Source organism: Streptomyces sp. SS7, assembly GCF_037993025.1.
In the GTDB taxonomy this organism is placed as follows: domain Bacteria; phylum Actinomycetota; class Actinomycetes; order Streptomycetales; family Streptomycetaceae; genus Streptomyces.
The window spans coordinates 7,438,444-7,454,041 of record NZ_CP141223.1; the positions used below are offsets into that span (position 1 = coordinate 7,438,444).

A 15,598-nucleotide genomic window follows, 5' to 3' on the forward strand; every position below is an offset into this window, starting at 1 on the left:
TGAGCGTCAGCGCCGGGCGTCGGCGAGGGATTCCCGCGCCTTCGCCGCCACGTTCTCGGCAGTGAAGCCGTACTCCTGGAAGAGGACCTTGCCGTCGGCCGAAGCACCGAAGTGCTCCAGGGAAACGATGCGGCCGGCGTCCCCCACGTACTTGTGCCAGGTCAGACCGATACCCGCCTCGACCGCGACACGGGCCTTCACGGACGGCGGCAGCACGCTGTCCCGGTACCCCTGGTCCTGCTCCTCGAACCACTCCACGGACGGCATGGACACGACCCGCGTCGGGACGCCGTCGGCCTCCAGCGCCTCGCGCGCCTCGACCGCCACGTGCACCTCGGAACCGGTGGCGACGAGGATGACCTCCGGCGCGCCGTTCGACGCCTCGAAGAGGACGTAACCGCCACGAGCGGCATCCTCGTTGGGCTCGTACGTCGGCACGCCCTGACGGGTCAGCGCCAGACCGTGCGGGGCCCCCTTGCCGAACTCCTTGGTGTAGCGCTTGAGGATCTCGCGCCAGGCGATCGCGGTCTCGTTGGCGTCGGCCGGGCGGACCACGTTCAGGCCCGGGATGGCGCGCAGCGAGGCCAGGTGCTCGACCGGCTGGTGGGTCGGGCCGTCCTCGCCGAGACCGATGGAGTCGTGCGTCCACACGTACGTCACCGGCAGATGCATCAGCGCCGAGAGCCGGACGGCGTTGCGCATGTAGTCGGAGAACACGAGGAACGTGCCGCCGTAGACACGGGTGTTGCCGTGCAGCGCGATGCCGTTCATCTCCGCGGCCATGGAGTGCTCGCGGATGCCGAAGTGGATCGTGCGGCCGTACGGGTTCGCCTCCGGCAGCGGGTTGTCCGCCGGCAGGAACGACGACGTCTTGTCGATCGTCGTGTTGTTGGAGCCCGCGAGGTCGGCCGAGCCGCCCCACAGCTCCGGGATCACCGCGCCGAGCGCCTGGAGCACCTTGCCGGACGCGGCGCGCGTGGCGACGCCCTTGCCGGGCTCGAAGACCGGGACCTTCTCCTCCCAGCCGGCCGGCAGTTCGCCCGCCGCGATGCGGTCGAAGTCGGCGGCGCGCTCGGCGTTGTCGTCCCGCCACAGCTGGAAGGACTTCTCCCACTCGGCCCTGGCCTGCGCGCCGCGCTCCAGCGCCTTGCGGGTGTGGGCGATGACCTCGTCGGCGACCTCGAAGGTCTGCTCCGGGTCGAAGCCGAGGACGCGCTTGGTCGCGGCCACCTCGTCGTCGCCGAGCGCCGAGCCGTGCGCGGCCTCGGTGTTCTGCGCGTTGGGGGCCGGCCAGGCGATGATCGAGCGCATCGCGATGAAGGACGGCTTGTCCGTCACCTGCTTCGCGGCCTCGATCGCGTTGTAGAGGGCGTGCGGGTCGAGGTCGCCGTCCGGCTTCGGGGCGACGCGCTGCACGTGCCAGCCGTAGGCCTCGTACCGCTTGACGGTGTCCTCGGAGACGGCCGTCTCGGTGTCGCCCTCGATCGAGATGTGGTTGTCGTCCCACAACAGGACCAGGTTGCCCAGCTTCTGGTGGCCGGCCATCGAGGACGCCTCGGCGGAGATGCCCTCCTGGAGGCAGCCGTCACCCGCGATCACGTACACGAAGTGGTCGAAGGGGGACTCGCCCTCGGCGGCCTCGGGGTCGAACAGACCGCGCTCGTAGCGGGCGGCCATCGCCATGCCGACGGCGTTCGCGACACCCTGGCCCAGCGGGCCGGTGGTGGTCTCGACGCCCACCGTGTGGCCGTACTCGGGGTGACCCGGGGTCTTCGAACCCCATGTGCGGAAGCTCTTCAGATCGTCCAGCTCAAGGCCGAAACCGGCCAGGTAGAGCTGGGTGTAGAGGGTCAGGGACGAATGGCCCGCGGACAGGACGAAACGGTCGCGGCCCACCCAGTCGGCGTCCGCCGGGTCGTGCCGCATCACCTTCTGGAAGAGGGTGTAGGCGGCAGGCGCCAGGCTCATCGCCGTACCGGGATGGCCGTTGCCGACCTTCTGTACGGCGTCGGCGGCCAGGACACGCGCGGTGTCGACGGCCCGCTGGTCCAATTCGGTCCACTCGAGGTCTGTGGTGGTCGGCTTGGTGCTCACCCTGGGTCAGGGCTCCTCTCCACATGTCGAATACCGGCTGTTCCGGGCACACGCCCACCGGCTTCCGGGGGACTGGATGCCCACCGGCCGCTGTCGAGCCTACCCCTGAGGGGACGTGCGTTTTTTCGAGTCATTCCAGACTGCGGGGCCTTGCCGTGATCCGCCCGCCGGCTGGCCGGAACCGCACTTGGCACTTGAATACGGAGCCGCTCATCTGACTGCTCAATCGAGCCCCGGTACGACTCATCGGAACCCCCTTCCGTACCCGTTCCGCACCCCGGCCCGCCCCCTGTACCGCACCCCTCGCCGGGGCCCCCGCCAACACGACCCCACCCCCGCGAAGGCCGGGGTATGGGCAACGTCTACAGTGGCGTGGTACGCGCGAGCCTTTACCCCGCATTCACATGGGGAGGCTTGCTGGGAGTCTCTGTCAGGGGTGTGCGTGACGGCCGTTGAATCCCGTCCAGTGGGGATCGTCGGGACGAGCCAGAGCCCGAGCCGGCGGCCGCTGGGGGCCCGGGTCAAGGCGTTCGTGGCGCTGACCAAGCCGCGGATCATCGAGCTGCTGCTGATCACCACCGTTCCGGTGATGTTCCTGGCGCAGCGGGGTGTGCCGGACCTCGGACTGGTCCTGCTCACGTGCCTCGGCGGCTATCTGTCCGCGGGCGGCGCCAACGCGCTGAACATGTACATCGACCGCGACATCGACGCCCTGATGGACCGCACCTCGCAGCGCCCGCTGGTCACCGGCATGGTCTCGCCGCGCGAGTGCCTCGCCTTCGGCGTCACCCTCGCGGTGGTGTCGACCCTGCTGTTCGGGCTGACCGTCAACTGGCTGTCCGCCTGGCTGTCGCTCGGAGCGCTTCTCTTCTACGTCGTGGTGTACACGATGATCCTCAAGCGGCGCACGGCGCAGAACATCGTCTGGGGCGGCATCGCCGGCTGCATGCCGGTGCTGATCGGCTGGTCGGCCGTGACGAACTCGCTGTCCTGGGCGCCGCTGATCCTCTTCCTGGTCATCTTCTTCTGGACGCCGCCGCACTACTGGCCGTTGTCCATGAAGGTCCGTGAGGACTACGCGCGCGTGGGCGTCCCGATGCTGCCGGTCGTCGCCTCCAACAAGGTGGTCGCCCAGCAGATCGTGATCTACAGCTGGGTGATGGTCGCGGTGTCGCTGCTCCTCACGCCGCTCGGCTACACCGGCTGGTTCTACACGTCCGTCGCGCTGGTGGCGGGCGGCTGGTGGCTGTGGGAGGCGCACGCCCTCCAGAGCCGCGCGAAGAACGAGGTCACGGGCGCGAAGCTGAAGGAGATGCGGCTGTTCCACTGGTCCATCACCTACGTCTCGCTGCTGTTCGTGGCGATCGCGGTGGACCCGTTCCTGCGCTAGCCCCTTCCCTTCCCTTCAGGCTCCGCGGCCGGGGTGCGTGGTCAAGGCCACGCACCCCGGCCGTCGCCGTTTGATCTACCCGTCGGTAGCATCCTGGCCATGGCAGACACGGCAGACACACAGCAGGTGGACGCGAAGGACGGGCGTCGCATCGCCCGGCTCGCGCAGCGGATCAGCGCCTTCTCCAAGGAGCACGGCGGGGCCGAGGGCCAGGTCGCGTACATCGGGGAACGCGGGGCCCGGATCGTCCTCGTCGGCGAGGACGGCGGCTGGGGCGACCTGGTGGCGCCCTCCGTCGAGATCGCCGAGAAGGCCGTCGCGAAGGCCGGTATCACGGTCCACGAGTCCTTCGACGGCGAGTTCGCGGCCAAGGTGCGGACCGGGCCGTACGAATGGACCCGCATGGCCGGAATCCAGGTGGGCGGACCGGGTAACGGCTGACCGACCCAACACCTGACACCGGGTTCACCCGTTAGGACCTTCATCGGTACGAGGTCCAGTCGCGGGAGTCCCGATGATCGAAACGCCGTCCCTGGTGGACCAGTACTGCCACGGCGTGCTCAGAACCGAGCTGGGTCTCGGCACCTTCGAGGCCCGGCTGGCCCGTACCGAGGGCCCGCCCGCCCCCGGTACGACCCTGTTCGACACCCAGACCGGATTCGCGGTACGCCGCTGGTGCCCCCCGCTGCTCGGTCTGGAACCGCACTGCACACCCGCCCGCTATCTCGCCCGGCGGCGTGAACTCGGCGTACTGGAGTCGGGCCGCCGACTGCTGCGCGGCAGCGGCATCACGACCTACCTCGTCGACACCGGACTGCCCGGCGACCTCACCCGTCCGGGGGAGCTGGCCGCCGCGGGGGCCGCCGACGCGCATGAGATCGTCCGCCTCGAACTGCTGGCCGAACAGGTCGCCGACACCTCCGGCACCGTCGAGTCCTTTCTCGCCAATCTCGCCGAGGCCGTCCACTCGGCCGCGGCCGGCGCCGTCGCCTTCACCTCGGTCGCCGGGGTCCGGCACGGCCTGGCCCTGGCGCCCGAACCGCCCGGTCCCGGTGAGGTGCGGGGCGCCGCGGGCCGCTGGCTGGCCGCCCGTCGCGTCGGCGGCGAGCTGCGCGACCCCGTGCTGCTACGGCACCTGCTGTGGATCGCCGTCGCCTCGGGACTGCCCCTCCAACTGCACGCCGGAGTCGGCGGACCGGGCCTGCGCATCGACCGCGCCGACCCCGCGCTGCTGACCGACTTCGTCCGCGCGACCGCGGGCCTCGGCACCGACCTGATCCTGCTGCACGGCTACCCGTACCACCGCCAGGCCGCCCATCTCGCCGCGGTCTTCCCGCACGTCCACACCGACTCGGGCGCCGCGCTCCTGCGCACCGGCGCCCGTGCCGCGACGGTTCTCGCGGAGATCCTGGAGCTGGCGCCGTTCGGCAAGGTCCTGTTCTCCAGCGGGGCGCAGGCGCTGCCCGAGCTGCACGTGGTCGGCGCCCGGCTGTTCCGTGAGGCGCTCCGGCGGGTCCTGGGCGGCTGGGTCGCCGAGGGCGCGTGGTCCCCGACGGACGCCCAGCGGGTGGCGGGGATGGTCGCGGCCGGTAACGCCCGGCGGGTGTACGGCCTGGGCTGAACGCCCGGCGTTCGGGGCGACCGTGGTCCGGGCTGAACGTCAGGCGTTCGAGGCGACCGTGGCCTCGGCCGCCGGGTGCGGCAGCTCCGCCGTCGTCGCCGGGCGCTCGCGCAGGGCCAGCAGCACCAGCAGCACCCAGATCCACACCAGCGCCGACCCGAGCATGTGCAGACCCACCAGCACCTCGGGAAGGTTCGTGAAGTACTGGACGTACCCGATGACCCCCTGCGCGAGCAGCACCAGGAACAGCTCCCGGGTGCGGTTCAGCGGGCCGCGCGGGGCGTCGACCGCCTTGAGGATGAACCACAGGGCGAAGGTCAGCGTCACCACGATCCACGCGAGCACCGCGTGCAGCTTGGCCACCGTCTCCCAGTCCAGCGGCATCCGCTCGACCTCGCTGGAGTCACCCGCGTGCGGCCCCGCCCCGGTCACCACCGTGCCGACCGCGATCAGCAGCGACGAGGCGACGACGAGGAACCACACCAGCTGCTGCACCGGCTTGCCGACCAGCGGCCGGGGCTCTCCGTCGCCCTCGCGGGTGCGCTGCCACATCAGCGCGGCGACCGCGATCAGCGCCGAGGCCAGCAGGAAGTGCGCGGCGACCGTGTACGGGTTGAGGCCGACCAGCACGACGATGCCGCCGAGCACCGCGTTGCTCATCACCAGCCAGAACTGCGCCCAGCCCAGCCGGGTCAGCCCCGCACGCCGAGGCTTCTCCGCGCGCGCGGCGATGATCGCCCAGCCGACGGCGGCGCACAGGACGTACGTCAGCATGCGGTTGCCGAACTCGATGGCGCCGTGGAAGCCCATCGCGCTGGTCGCGGTGAGCGAGTCGGCCGTGCACTTGGGCCAGGTCGGGCAGCCGAGGCCGGAGCCGGTGAGGCGCACGGCACCTCCGGTGACCACGATGATCACCGACATCACCAGCGCGGACAGGGCCGCCCGCTGAACCGTCCGGGGTGCGGGGGTCCAGCGGTCGGCGATGAAGGCGAGCGGGTTGCGCAGCGCCGCTGCGGCGTCGGCACGGGTCACGTTTGGCACGCCCCCATCGTAGGCCGCCGCTTGTGCACGCTTTCACGAGGGTCGGGTCCGGGTGCCGGGCGCCGGGTCCGCGCGCCCCCGGTTCACTCCCAGCGGAAGAACCGTCCCGCGGCCGCGAGCCCGGCCACCGCCCACACCGCCAGGATCCCCAGGTCCGCCCAGGGCATGCCCGCGCCGTGCTGGAGGACGTCGCGCAGACCGTCGGAGAGAGCCGAGATGGGCAGGAGTCCCAGGACGTGCTGGGCGGCCGGCGGGAACTTGTCCAGCGGGACGACGACCCCGCCGCCCACGAGCAGCAGCAGGAAGACCAGGTTGGCGGCGGCCAGGGTCGCCTCCGCCCGGAGCGTGCCCGCCATCAGCAGCCCCAGCCCGGAGAAGGCCGCCGTACCGACGACGAGGAGGAGGAGTACGGCGAGCGGGTTTCCGTGCGGGTCCCAGCCAAGCGCGAAGGCGATCACCGTCAGTAGGACCACCTGGAGGACCTCGGTGACCAGCACGGACGCCGTCTTCGCCGCCATCAGCCCCCAGCGGGGGAGCGGGGAGGACGCGAGCCGCTTCAGGACGCCGTAGCGGCGCTCGAAGCCCGTCGCGATGGCCTGGCCGGTGAAGGCCGTGGACATCACCGCCAGGGCGAGGATGCCGGGGGTGAGGAAGTCCACCGCCGCGCCCGCACCGGTGTCCACGACGTCCACGCTGCTGAACAGCACCAGCAGCAGCGTCGGGATCACCACGGTGAGCAGCAGCTGCTCACCGTTGCGCAGGAGCATCTTCGTCTCCAGCGCCGCCTGCGCCGCGATCATGCGGGGGAGCGGGGCAGCGCCGGGCCGGGGGGTGTAGGTGCCGGTGGCGGTCACGAGCGCAGCTCCTTGCCGGTCAGTTCCAGGAAGACGTCCTCCAGGGTGTGGCGCTCGACCGAGATGCGGTCCGGCATCACCCCGTGCTGCGCGCACCACGAGGTGACGGTCGCCAGCAGCTGCGGGTCGATCTTGCCCACCACGCGGTACGAGCCCGGCGTCAGCTCGGCCGCGGAGGAGTCGGCGGGCAGCGCCTTGAGCAGGGAGGCGACGTCGAGGCCGGGACGGCCGGAGAAGCGCAGGGTGTTCTCGGCGCCGCCGCGGCACAGCTCCTCGGGGGAGCCGTGGGCGATGACCCGGCCCCCGTCGATGATCGCCACGTCGTCGGCGAGCTGCTCGGCCTCGTCCATGTGGTGGGTGGTCAGGACGACCGAGACGCCGTCGGCGCGCAGATCACGGACCAGGTCCCAGGTGGCGCGACGGGCCTGCGGGTCGAGACCGGCGGTCGGCTCGTCCAGGAAGACCAGTTCCGGCCGGCCGACGACCGCCATCGCCAGGGCGAGCCGCTGCTGCTGGCCGCCGGAGAGCCGGCGGTACGTCGTCCGGCCGCAGGAGCCGAGCCCGAGCCGCTCGATCAGCGCGTCCACGTCCAGCGGATGCGCGTGCAGCTTCGCCACGTGCCGCAGCATCTCGTCGGCCCGCGCCCCCGAGTACACGCCCCCGGACTGGAGCATCACCCCGATCCGGGGCCGCAGCTCGGACGCCTGTCCGACCGGGTCGAGCCCGAGCACGCGGACGGTGCCGGAGTCCGCCGCGCGGTACCCCTCGCAGATCTCGACGGTGGTCGTCTTGCCGGCGCCGTTGGGTCCGAGGACGGCGGTGACGCCCGCCCGGGCCGTCAGCTCCAGGCCGTCCACCGCGGTCTTCGTCCCGTACCGCTTCACCAGGGCCCGGACCCGGACGACAGGCTCACTTCGCATGGCCCCAGAGTCTAGGTTCGCCGCCGGCCGCTCCGACCCCCGGGTACGGGAACCGGTCACACCCGGCCGGAAGCGGCCGTCAGACCTCCTCCTCGCGCGAGCGGTGCACGGCCAGCCAGCGCTCCGCGTAGGCGACCGCGTCCGCGACCGGGAACAGCCGTACGCCGGCGCCGCCCACCGTCCCCCGGACGACGGGCCGGTCCCGTTCGAAGTCGTGCCCCAGCTCGTCGAACCGGTCGGAGTCGATCGACACCTCCGTCACGGTCTCCCACCCGTGCGGACCGGGCCGGCCGATCTCCACCAGCGGGGCGGGGATGCGGTACTCGGCGAGGTGGAAGCTGGTGCAGGTGTCGTAGCCGGTCCCGAGGAGCAGCACCCGCGCGCCCAGCCGCTCCAGCCGGGCCAGCGGGCTGCGCTCACCGAGCCGGCAGTCGGGGGCGTGGTCTTCGACGATCTCCGCGGCCCGCGCCCCGAGCGCCGCGAAGGAGGTCTGCGGGTGGGCGCTGCGGACGGCCCCGGGCCAGGTGCGCACGGTCTCCGGTATCACCCCGAGCCCCCGGCTGGGGGTGACGAGGGGATCGTAGGCGGGCATGGTGGCCCGGATCGTCTCCCACCACTCGGGCGGCACGGGCGGGCGGCCCCACTCCTGAGGGTCGGAGAGCTCGCCGGTCTGGGTCGGGACGACGAGCGTGCCGTGGGGGCCCAGGGCGTCCCGCAGTCCCTGGACGACCGCGACGGAGCCGCCGCACACCCAGCCGAGGGAGCTGAGGGAGGAGTGGACGAGGAGGATTTCTCCCGGTTCGACACCCAGGTCCCGCAGCTGCGCCGCCAGGGTCTGACGCGTGACAAGTGGGCCGGTCGGAGGGGGTGTGGCCATGGTCGAGCAGTGTCCCCGAAGCGGGCCGCCGGGGCCACCGGTTTCCTCGGCCTATGATCGATCAGTGATCGTTTCCGCAGGTCAGATTAGGTATGCCTAAGTGACGCAGGGCACCCCGGGCGGACCGGACGCGGCTTGCCTGTGTTCGAGGAATTACGCAACAATGGCGTTGTGAAAAACGTCGGCGAGGCTCGGGAGACCCCCACGGGGACCCCCCACGAGGAGCTCGCGGCCGGGGTGCGGTCGGACCGTTCGACGCGCAACCGGGTCGCGCGCTCCATCCTGGACCACGGGCCGTCGACCGTCGCCGAGCTGGCCGACCGGCTGGGGCTCACTCCCGCCGCCGTCCGCCGCCACCTCGACGCCCTGGTCGCCGACGACGTCGTGCAACCCCGCGAGCAGCGGGTCTACGGGGCGCGCACCCGCGGCCGGCCGGCGAAGGTCTTCGCCCTCACCGACTGCGGCCGGGACGCCTTCGACCAGTCCTACGACGCGCTCGCCGCCGACGCCCTGCGCTGGATCCAGCAGCGGTTCGGCGGGGACGAGGCCGTCGTCGCCTTCGCCCGCGCGCGGATCGCCGAGCAGGCCGACGCCTACCGCGAGGCCATCGAGGCGGCCGCCCCCGAGGAGCGCACCGAAGCCCTCGCCAGGGCCCTGAGCGCCGACGGGTACGCTGCTACGGCGCGCAGCGCACCGGTCGGCGAGCAGCTGTGCCAGCACCACTGCCCGGTCGCCCACGTGGCGGAGAAGTTCCCGCAGCTCTGCGAGGCCGAGACCGAGGTCTTCTCCCAGCTGCTCGGAACGCACGTCCAGCGACTGGCCACCATCGCCCACGGCGACGGCGTCTGCACGACGTTCATCCCCAAGATTTCCCACAACGCATCTGCAAGCACGGCCGGGAGGAACCCCGCATGACTCTCCCCACGGAGACTGCCCACCCCGAACTCGAGGGCCTGGGCACGTACGAATACGGCTGGGCCGACTCCGACACCGCCGGTGCCTCTGCGCGGCGCGGCATCAACGAGGAGGTCGTCACCGACATCTCCGCGAAGAAGTCCGAGCCGGAGTGGATGACCAGGCTCCGCCTCAAGGGCCTGAAGCTCTTCGAGAAGAAGCCCATGCCGAACTGGGGCTCCGACCTCTCGGGCATCGACTTCGACAACATCAAGTACTTCGTGCGCTCCACGGAGAAGCAGGCGGAGTCCTGGGAGGACCTGCCCGAGGACATCAAGAACACCTACGACAAGCTGGGCATCCCGGAGGCGGAGAAGCAGCGCCTGGTCGCCGGTGTCGCCGCCCAGTACGAGTCGGAGGTCGTCTACCACCAGATCCGCGAGGACCTGGAGGAGCAGGGCGTCATCTTCCTCGACACCGACACCGCCCTGAAGGAGCACCCGGAGCTCTTCAAGGAGTACTTCGGCACCGTCATCCCCGCCGGTGACAACAAGTTCGCCGCGCTGAACACCGCCGTGTGGTCCGGCGGCTCCTTCATCTACGTGCCGAAGGGCGTGCACGTCGAGATCCCGCTCCAGGCCTACTTCCGGATCAACACCGAGAACATGGGCCAGTTCGAGCGGACCCTGATCATCGTCGACGAGGGCGCCTACGTGCACTACGTCGAGGGCTGTACGGCCCCGATCTACAAGTCGGACTCCCTGCACAGCGCGGTCGTCGAGATCATCGTCAAGAAGAACGCCCGCTGCCGCTACACGACCATCCAGAACTGGTCGAACAACGTCTACAACCTGGTCACCAAGCGCGCCGTCGCCTACGAGGGCGCCACCATGGAGTGGATCGACGGCAACATCGGCTCCAAGGTGACGATGAAGTACCCCGCCGTCTATCTCATGGGCGAGCACGCCAAGGGCGAGACCCTCTCCATCGCCTTCGCGGGCGAGGGCCAGCACCAGGACGCCGGCTCCAAGATGGTCCACATGGCGCCGAACACCTCCTCCAACATCGTCTCCAAGTCGGTGGCGCGAGGCGGCGGCCGTACCTCCTACCGCGGTCTCGTCGAGATCGGGGAAGGCGCCCACGGCTCCAAGTCCAACGTGCTGTGCGACGCGCTGCTCGTCGACACCATCTCCCGCTCGGACACCTACCCCTACGTGGACGTCCGCGAGGACGACGTGTCCATGGGCCACGAGGCGACCGTCTCCAAGGTCTCCGAGGACCAGCTCTTCTACCTGATGAGCCGCGGTCTCTCCGAGTTCGAGGCGATGGCGATGATCGTGCGCGGCTTCGTCGAGCCCATCGCGAAGGAGCTGCCGATGGAGTACGCGCTGGAGCTCAACCGGCTGATCGAGCTGCAGATGGAAGGTGCGGTCGGTTAACCACCGGTCCGCAGCCCATCAAGCCCCTTACGCAACGGAAAGCGAGCATTACGACAGCCATGGCTGAGGCTCAGAATATCCCGGTGGGGTCCACCACCGCCGGCGCGATCGCGGTCGCCGCCGAGTCGACCGTCGCCACGCGCATGAGCGCGCCCCCGTCCTTCGACGTCGCGGACTTCCCGGTGCCGCACGGCCGCGAGGAGGAGTGGCGGTTCACCCCGCTGGAGCGTCTGCGCGGTCTGCACGACGGCACCGCCGTCGCGACCGGCGAGGGCGTCAAGGTCGCCGTCGAGGCGCCCGAGGGCGTCACCGTCGAGACCGTCGACCGCGACGACCCGCGCCTCGGCAAGGCGGGCACCCCCGTGGACCGGGTCGCCGCCCAGGCCTACTCGGCGTTCGAGAAGGCCGGCGTGATCACCGTCCCCAAGGAGACGGTCCTCACCGAGCCCATCCGCATCGCGGTGCACGGCGAGGGCGGCACCTCCTTCGGCCACCAGGTGATCCAGCTCGGAGCCTTCGCCGAGGCCGTCGTCGTCATCGACCACACCGGTGACGCGGTCCTCGCCGCCAACGTCGACTACGTCCTCGGCGACGGCGCCAAGCTCACCGTCGTCTCCGTCCAGGACTGGGACGACAAGGCCGTGCACGTGGCCCAGCACAACGCCCTCGTCGGCCGCGACGCCTCCTTCAAGTCGGTCGTCGTCACCTTCGGCGGCGACGTCGTCCGGCTGCACCCGCGCGTCGCCTACGCCGGCACCGGCGCCGAGGCCGAGCTCTTCGGGCTGTACTTCACCGACGCCGGCCAGCACCAGGAGCACCGCCTGCTGGTCGACCACAACGTCCCGCACTGCAAGTCCAACGTCGTCTACAAGGGCGCCCTCCAGGGCGACGACGCGCACGCGGTGTGGATCGGTGACGTGCTGATCGAGGCCGCGGCCGAGGGCACCGACACCTACGAGATGAACCGCAACCTGGTCCTCACGGACGGCGCGCGCGTCGACTCGGTGCCGAACCTGGAGATCGAGACCGGCGAGATCGTCGGCGCCGGCCACGCATCCGCCACCGGCCGCTTCGACGACGAGCAGCTCTTCTACCTGATGGCCCGCGGCATCCCCGCCGACGAGGCCCGCCGCCTGGTGGTCCGCGGCTTCTTCGCCGAGCTGGTCCAGCAGATCGGTGTCCCGGACATCGAGGAGCGCCTGCTCGCGAAGATCGAGACCGAGCTGGAGGCCACCGTCTGATGGCCTTCGTACGCGCCTGCGGACTGAGCGAGCTGGAGGACGACACCCCCAAGCGGGTGGAGCTCGACGGCACGCCGGTCTCGGTCGTCCGTACCGAGGGAGAGGTGTTCGCCATCCACGACATCTGCTCCCACGCGAACGTCTCGCTCTCCGAGGGCGAGGTGGAGGACTGCCAGATCGAGTGCTGGCTGCACGGCTCCGCGTTCGACCTCCGCACCGGCAAGCCGTCCGGCCTTCCCGCGACGCGCCCCGTCCCCGTATACCCCGTCAAGATCGAAGGGGACGACGTGCTCGTCTCCCTCACCCAGGAGTCCTGAGGCCACCATGGCAACGCTTGAAATCCGAGACCTGCACGTCACCGTCGAGGCCGACAACGCCACGAAGGAGATCCTCAAGGGCGTCGACCTCACCGTGAAGCAGGGCGAGACGCACGCCATCATGGGCCCCAACGGCTCCGGCAAGTCGACCCTCGCCTACTCCCTCGCGGGCCACCCCAAGTACACGATCACCGGCGGCACCGTGCTGCTCGACGGCGAGGACGTCCTGGAGATGTCCGTCGACGAGCGCGCCCGCGCGGGCCTGTTCCTGGCGATGCAGTACCCGGTCGAGGTCCCCGGTGTCTCGGTCTCCAACTTCCTGCGCACCTCCGCCACCGCCATCCGCGGCGAGGCCCCCAAGCTGCGTACCTGGGTGAAGGAGGTCAAGGAGGCCATGGAGCGCCTCAACATGGACCCCGCCTTCGCCGAGCGCAACGTCAACGAGGGCTTCTCCGGCGGTGAGAAGAAGCGCCACGAGATCCTCCAGCTCGAACTGCTCAAGCCCAAGGTCGCGATCCTCGACGAGACGGACTCCGGTCTGGACGTCGACGCCCTGCGCATCGTCTCCGAGGGCGTCAACCGCGTCCGGGAGTCCGGCGAGGTCGGCACCCTGCTGATCACGCACTACACGCGCATCCTGCGCTACATCAAGCCCGACCACGTGCACGTGTTCGCCGCCGGGAAGATCGTCGAGTCGGGTGGCCCCGAGCTCGCCGACAAGCTGGAGGCCGAGGGCTACGAGGCTTATGCAAAGCAGGACGTAGTCCACACGAAGGGTGGCGCATCCGAGTGACACAGCTGCCGGGCCTCCTCGACGCCGAGGCGATCCGTAAGGACTTCCCCGTCCTGGACCGGCTGGTCCACGACGACAAGAAGCTCGTGTACCTGGACAACGCAGCGACCTCGCAGAAGCCGCGCCAGGTGCTGGACGCCCTGAGCGAGTACTACGAGCGCTACAACGCCAACGTCCACCGCGGTGTGCATGTGCTCGCCGAGGAGGCCACGGCGCTGTACGAGGGCGCGCGCGACAAGGTCGCCGCGTTCATCAACGCGCCGAGCCGCGACGAGGTGATCTTCACCAAGAACGCCTCCGAATCGCTGAACCTCGTGGCGAACATGCTCGGCTGGGCCGACGAGCCCTACCGGGTGGACCGCGAGACCGAGATCGTCATCACCGAGATGGAGCACCACTCCAACATCGTGCCGTGGCAGCTGCTCGCGCAGCGCACGGGCGCGAAGCTGAAGTGGTTCGGCCTCACGGACGACGGCCGCCTCGACCTCTCCAACATCGAGGAGATCATCACGGAGAAGACGAAGATCGTCTCCTTCGTCCTGGTCTCGAACATCCTCGGCACGGTCAACCCGGTCGAGGCGATAGTGCGCCGCGCCCAGGAGGTCGGCGCGCTGGTCTGCATCGACGCCTCGCAGGCCGCGCCGCACATGCCCCTGGACGTGCAGGCCCTCCAGGCCGACTTCGTGGCCTTCACCGGCCACAAGATGTGCGCCCCGACCGGCATCGGTGTGCTCTGGGGCCGCCAGGAACTCCTGGAGGACCTGCCCCCGTTCCTCGGCGGCGGCGAGATGATCGAGACGGTGTCGATGCACTCGTCGACGTACGCTCCCGCCCCCCACAAGTTCGAGGCGGGCACCCCGCCGATCGCCCAGGCGGTCGGTCTCGGCGCGGCGATCGACTACCTGAACGCCATCGGCATGGACAGGATCCTCGCCCATGAGCACGCGCTGACGGAGTACGCCGTCCGCCGCCTGACGGAGGTGCCGGACCTGCGGATCATCGGTCCCACCACGGCCGAGGACCGGGGTGCGGCGATCTCCTTCACGCTCGGCGACATCCACCCGCACGACGTGGGCCAGGTGCTGGACGAGCAGGGCATAGCGGTCCGCGTCGGCCACCACTGCGCGCGCCCGGTCTGCCTGCGGTACGGAATTCCCGCGACCACGCGAGCGTCGTTCTATCTGTACTCCACGCCGGCCGAGATCGACGCGCTGGTCGACGGTCTGGAGCACGTACGGAACTTCTTCGGCTGAGGGGCGTGCTGAACCGTGAAGCTGGACTCGATGTACCAGGAAGTCATCCTGGACCACTACAAGCACCCGCACGGGCGTGGTCTGCGGGACGGCGACGCCGAGGTGCACCACGTCAACCCCACCTGCGGTGACGAGATCACCCTGCGGGTGAAGTACGACGGCACGAAGATCGAGGACGTCTCCTACGAGGGCCAGGGCTGCTCCATCAGCCAGGCCAGCGCGTCCGTCCTCAACGACCTCCTGGTCGGCAAGGACGTGTCCGAGGCGCAGAAGATCCAGGAGACCTTCCTGGAGCTGATGCAGTCCAAGGGCCGGATCGAGCCCGACGACGCGATGGAGGAGGTGCTGGAGGACGCGGTCGCGTTCGCCGGTGTCTCCAAGTACCCGGCCCGGGTCAAGTGCGCCCTCCTGAGCTGGATGGCGTGGAAGGACGCGACGGCCCAGGCTCTGGGCTCGGACGCCGAAAGGAAGACGGCATGACCGACACCGTGGAGATGAAGCCGGCCTCCGAGGACGAGGTCCGCGAGGCGCTGTACGACGTCGTGGACCCCGAGCTGGGCATCGACGTCGTCAACCTGGGGCTCATCTACGGCATCCACATCGACGACGCGAACATCGCGACGATCGACATGACCCTGACCTCCGCGGCCTGCCCGCTGACGGACGTCATCGAGGACCAGGCCAAGTCCGCCACGGACGGCCTCGTCAACGAACTGCGCATCAACTGGGTCTGGATGCCCCCGTGGGGCCCCGACAAGATCACGGACGACGGCCGCGAGCAGCTGCGCGCGCTCGGCTTCAACGTCTGAGATCACATCCGGAAACGAGCGAGTGGCGGCACCCCTTCCGGGGGGTGCCGCCACT

Annotated in this window: 16 protein-coding genes; 11 read left to right on the forward strand and 5 right to left on the reverse strand. The window is 70.3% G+C overall.

Going from position 1 to position 15,598, the window contains the following annotated elements; all coding sequences use genetic code 11:
- Window positions 1–6: 6 nt before the first annotated feature.
- Window positions 7–2,094, reverse strand: a complete 2,088-nt coding sequence (gene tkt, locus U5640_RS34120) for a transketolase (protein WP_340381363.1) — start codon at window positions 2,092–2,094, stop codon at window positions 7–9.
- Window positions 2,095–2,530: 436 nt separating this feature from the next.
- Between tkt and U5640_RS34125 the strand changes: the two genes are divergently transcribed.
- The 3 genes from U5640_RS34125 to U5640_RS34135 all read left to right on the forward strand — a co-directional run bounded on the left by U5640_RS34125 (window position 2,531) and on the right by U5640_RS34135 (window position 5,105).
- A complete protein-coding gene (locus U5640_RS34125; RefSeq protein ID WP_340381365.1) occupies window positions 2,531–3,484 on the forward strand; it encodes a heme o synthase in 954 nt (317 codons plus the stop codon).
- Between the two features lie 99 nt (window positions 3,485–3,583).
- A complete protein-coding gene (locus U5640_RS34130) occupies window positions 3,584–3,925 on the forward strand; it encodes a hypothetical protein (protein ID WP_340381367.1) in 342 nt (113 codons plus the stop codon).
- A 73-nt stretch (window positions 3,926–3,998) separates the two neighbouring features.
- Window positions 3,999–5,105, forward strand: a complete 1,107-nt coding sequence (locus tag U5640_RS34135; RefSeq protein WP_340381369.1) for an amidohydrolase family protein — start codon at window positions 3,999–4,001, stop codon at window positions 5,103–5,105.
- Between the two features lie 39 nt (window positions 5,106–5,144).
- On the opposite strand, the gene U5640_RS34140 is transcribed toward U5640_RS34135, so the two are convergent.
- The 4 genes from U5640_RS34140 to U5640_RS34155 form a co-directional block, all read right to left on the reverse strand.
- Window positions 5,145–6,146, reverse strand: a complete 1,002-nt coding sequence (locus U5640_RS34140; RefSeq protein ID WP_340381371.1) for a COX15/CtaA family protein — start codon at window positions 6,144–6,146, stop codon at window positions 5,145–5,147.
- Between the two features lie 83 nt (window positions 6,147–6,229).
- On the reverse strand, window positions 6,230–6,946 hold the full coding sequence (locus U5640_RS34145; RefSeq protein ID WP_340385491.1) for an ABC transporter permease: 717 nt from the start codon (window positions 6,944–6,946) through the stop codon (window positions 6,230–6,232).
- Window positions 6,947–6,996: 50 nt separating this feature from the next.
- Window positions 6,997–7,920 (reverse strand): ABC transporter ATP-binding protein, encoded by a 924-nt coding sequence (locus U5640_RS34150; protein ID WP_340381373.1) that lies wholly within the window; start codon window positions 7,918–7,920, stop codon window positions 6,997–6,999.
- Between the two features lie 79 nt (window positions 7,921–7,999).
- Complete coding sequence (locus tag U5640_RS34155) at window positions 8,000–8,797, reverse strand: AAC(3) family N-acetyltransferase (protein ID WP_340381375.1); 798 nt, start codon at window positions 8,795–8,797, stop codon at window positions 8,000–8,002.
- A gap of 171 nt (window positions 8,798–8,968) precedes the next feature.
- Between U5640_RS34155 and U5640_RS34160 the strand changes: the two genes are divergently transcribed.
- The 8 genes from U5640_RS34160 to U5640_RS34195 are packed head-to-tail and all read left to right on the forward strand — an operon-like array spanning window position 8,969 to window position 15,543.
- On the forward strand, window positions 8,969–9,712 hold the full coding sequence (locus U5640_RS34160; RefSeq protein ID WP_340381377.1) for a metalloregulator ArsR/SmtB family transcription factor: 744 nt from the start codon (window positions 8,969–8,971) through the stop codon (window positions 9,710–9,712).
- A complete protein-coding gene (gene sufB / locus U5640_RS34165) occupies window positions 9,709–11,130 on the forward strand; it encodes a Fe-S cluster assembly protein SufB (RefSeq protein ID WP_340381379.1) in 1,422 nt (473 codons plus the stop codon). Before U5640_RS34160 ends, sufB begins: the two co-directional genes overlap by 4 nt.
- 59 nt (window positions 11,131–11,189) lie before the next feature.
- A complete protein-coding gene (sufD, locus tag U5640_RS34170; protein WP_340381381.1) occupies window positions 11,190–12,371 on the forward strand; it encodes a Fe-S cluster assembly protein SufD in 1,182 nt (393 codons plus the stop codon).
- The gene (locus tag U5640_RS34175) at window positions 12,371–12,688 is read left to right on the forward strand and encodes a non-heme iron oxygenase ferredoxin subunit (protein WP_340381383.1); all 318 of its coding nucleotides are present in this window, start codon (window positions 12,371–12,373) and stop codon (window positions 12,686–12,688) included. The genes sufD and U5640_RS34175 overlap by 1 nt, the downstream gene beginning before the upstream one ends.
- Window positions 12,689–12,695: 7 nt before the next feature.
- The gene (gene sufC / locus U5640_RS34180; protein WP_340381386.1) at window positions 12,696–13,481 is read left to right on the forward strand and encodes a Fe-S cluster assembly ATPase SufC; all 786 of its coding nucleotides are present in this window, start codon (window positions 12,696–12,698) and stop codon (window positions 13,479–13,481) included.
- Window positions 13,478–14,734: a cysteine desulfurase gene (locus U5640_RS34185; RefSeq protein ID WP_340381388.1), complete on the forward strand. Its 1,257-nt coding sequence runs from the start codon at window positions 13,478–13,480 to the stop codon at window positions 14,732–14,734. The genes sufC and U5640_RS34185 overlap by 4 nt, the downstream gene beginning before the upstream one ends.
- Window positions 14,735–14,749: 15 nt before the next feature.
- The gene (gene sufU / locus U5640_RS34190; protein ID WP_067258568.1) at window positions 14,750–15,214 is read left to right on the forward strand and encodes a Fe-S cluster assembly sulfur transfer protein SufU; all 465 of its coding nucleotides are present in this window, start codon (window positions 14,750–14,752) and stop codon (window positions 15,212–15,214) included.
- Window positions 15,211–15,543, forward strand: a complete 333-nt coding sequence (locus tag U5640_RS34195; RefSeq protein WP_067258571.1) for a metal-sulfur cluster assembly factor — start codon at window positions 15,211–15,213, stop codon at window positions 15,541–15,543. Before sufU ends, U5640_RS34195 begins: the two co-directional genes overlap by 4 nt.
- Window positions 15,544–15,598: the final 55 nt, after the last annotated feature.

Bases quoted from the DNA above. Each gene is read 5' to 3' on its own strand.
- U5640_RS34130 (WP_340381367.1), top strand. From the start codon at position 3,584: ATGGCAGACACGGCAGACACACAGCAGGTGGACGCGAAGGACGGGCGT.
- U5640_RS34135 (WP_340381369.1), top strand. From the start codon at position 3,999: ATGATCGAAACGCCGTCCCTGGTGGACCAGTACTGCCACGGCGTGCTC.
- U5640_RS34145 (WP_340385491.1), bottom strand. From the start codon at position 6,946: ATGATCGCGGCGCAGGCGGCGCTGGAGACGAAGATGCTCCTGCGCAAC.
- U5640_RS34150 (WP_340381373.1), bottom strand. From the start codon at position 7,920: ATGCGAAGTGAGCCTGTCGTCCGGGTCCGGGCCCTGGTGAAGCGGTAC.
- U5640_RS34155 (WP_340381375.1), bottom strand. From the start codon at position 8,797: ATGGCCACACCCCCTCCGACCGGCCCACTTGTCACGCGTCAGACCCTG.
- sufB (WP_340381379.1), top strand. From the start codon at position 9,709: ATGACTCTCCCCACGGAGACTGCCCACCCCGAACTCGAGGGCCTGGGC.
- sufD (WP_340381381.1), top strand. From the start codon at position 11,190: ATGGCTGAGGCTCAGAATATCCCGGTGGGGTCCACCACCGCCGGCGCG.
- U5640_RS34175 (WP_340381383.1), top strand. From the start codon at position 12,371: ATGGCCTTCGTACGCGCCTGCGGACTGAGCGAGCTGGAGGACGACACC.
- sufC (WP_340381386.1), top strand. From the start codon at position 12,696: ATGGCAACGCTTGAAATCCGAGACCTGCACGTCACCGTCGAGGCCGAC.
- U5640_RS34195 (WP_067258571.1), top strand. From the start codon at position 15,211: ATGACCGACACCGTGGAGATGAAGCCGGCCTCCGAGGACGAGGTCCGC.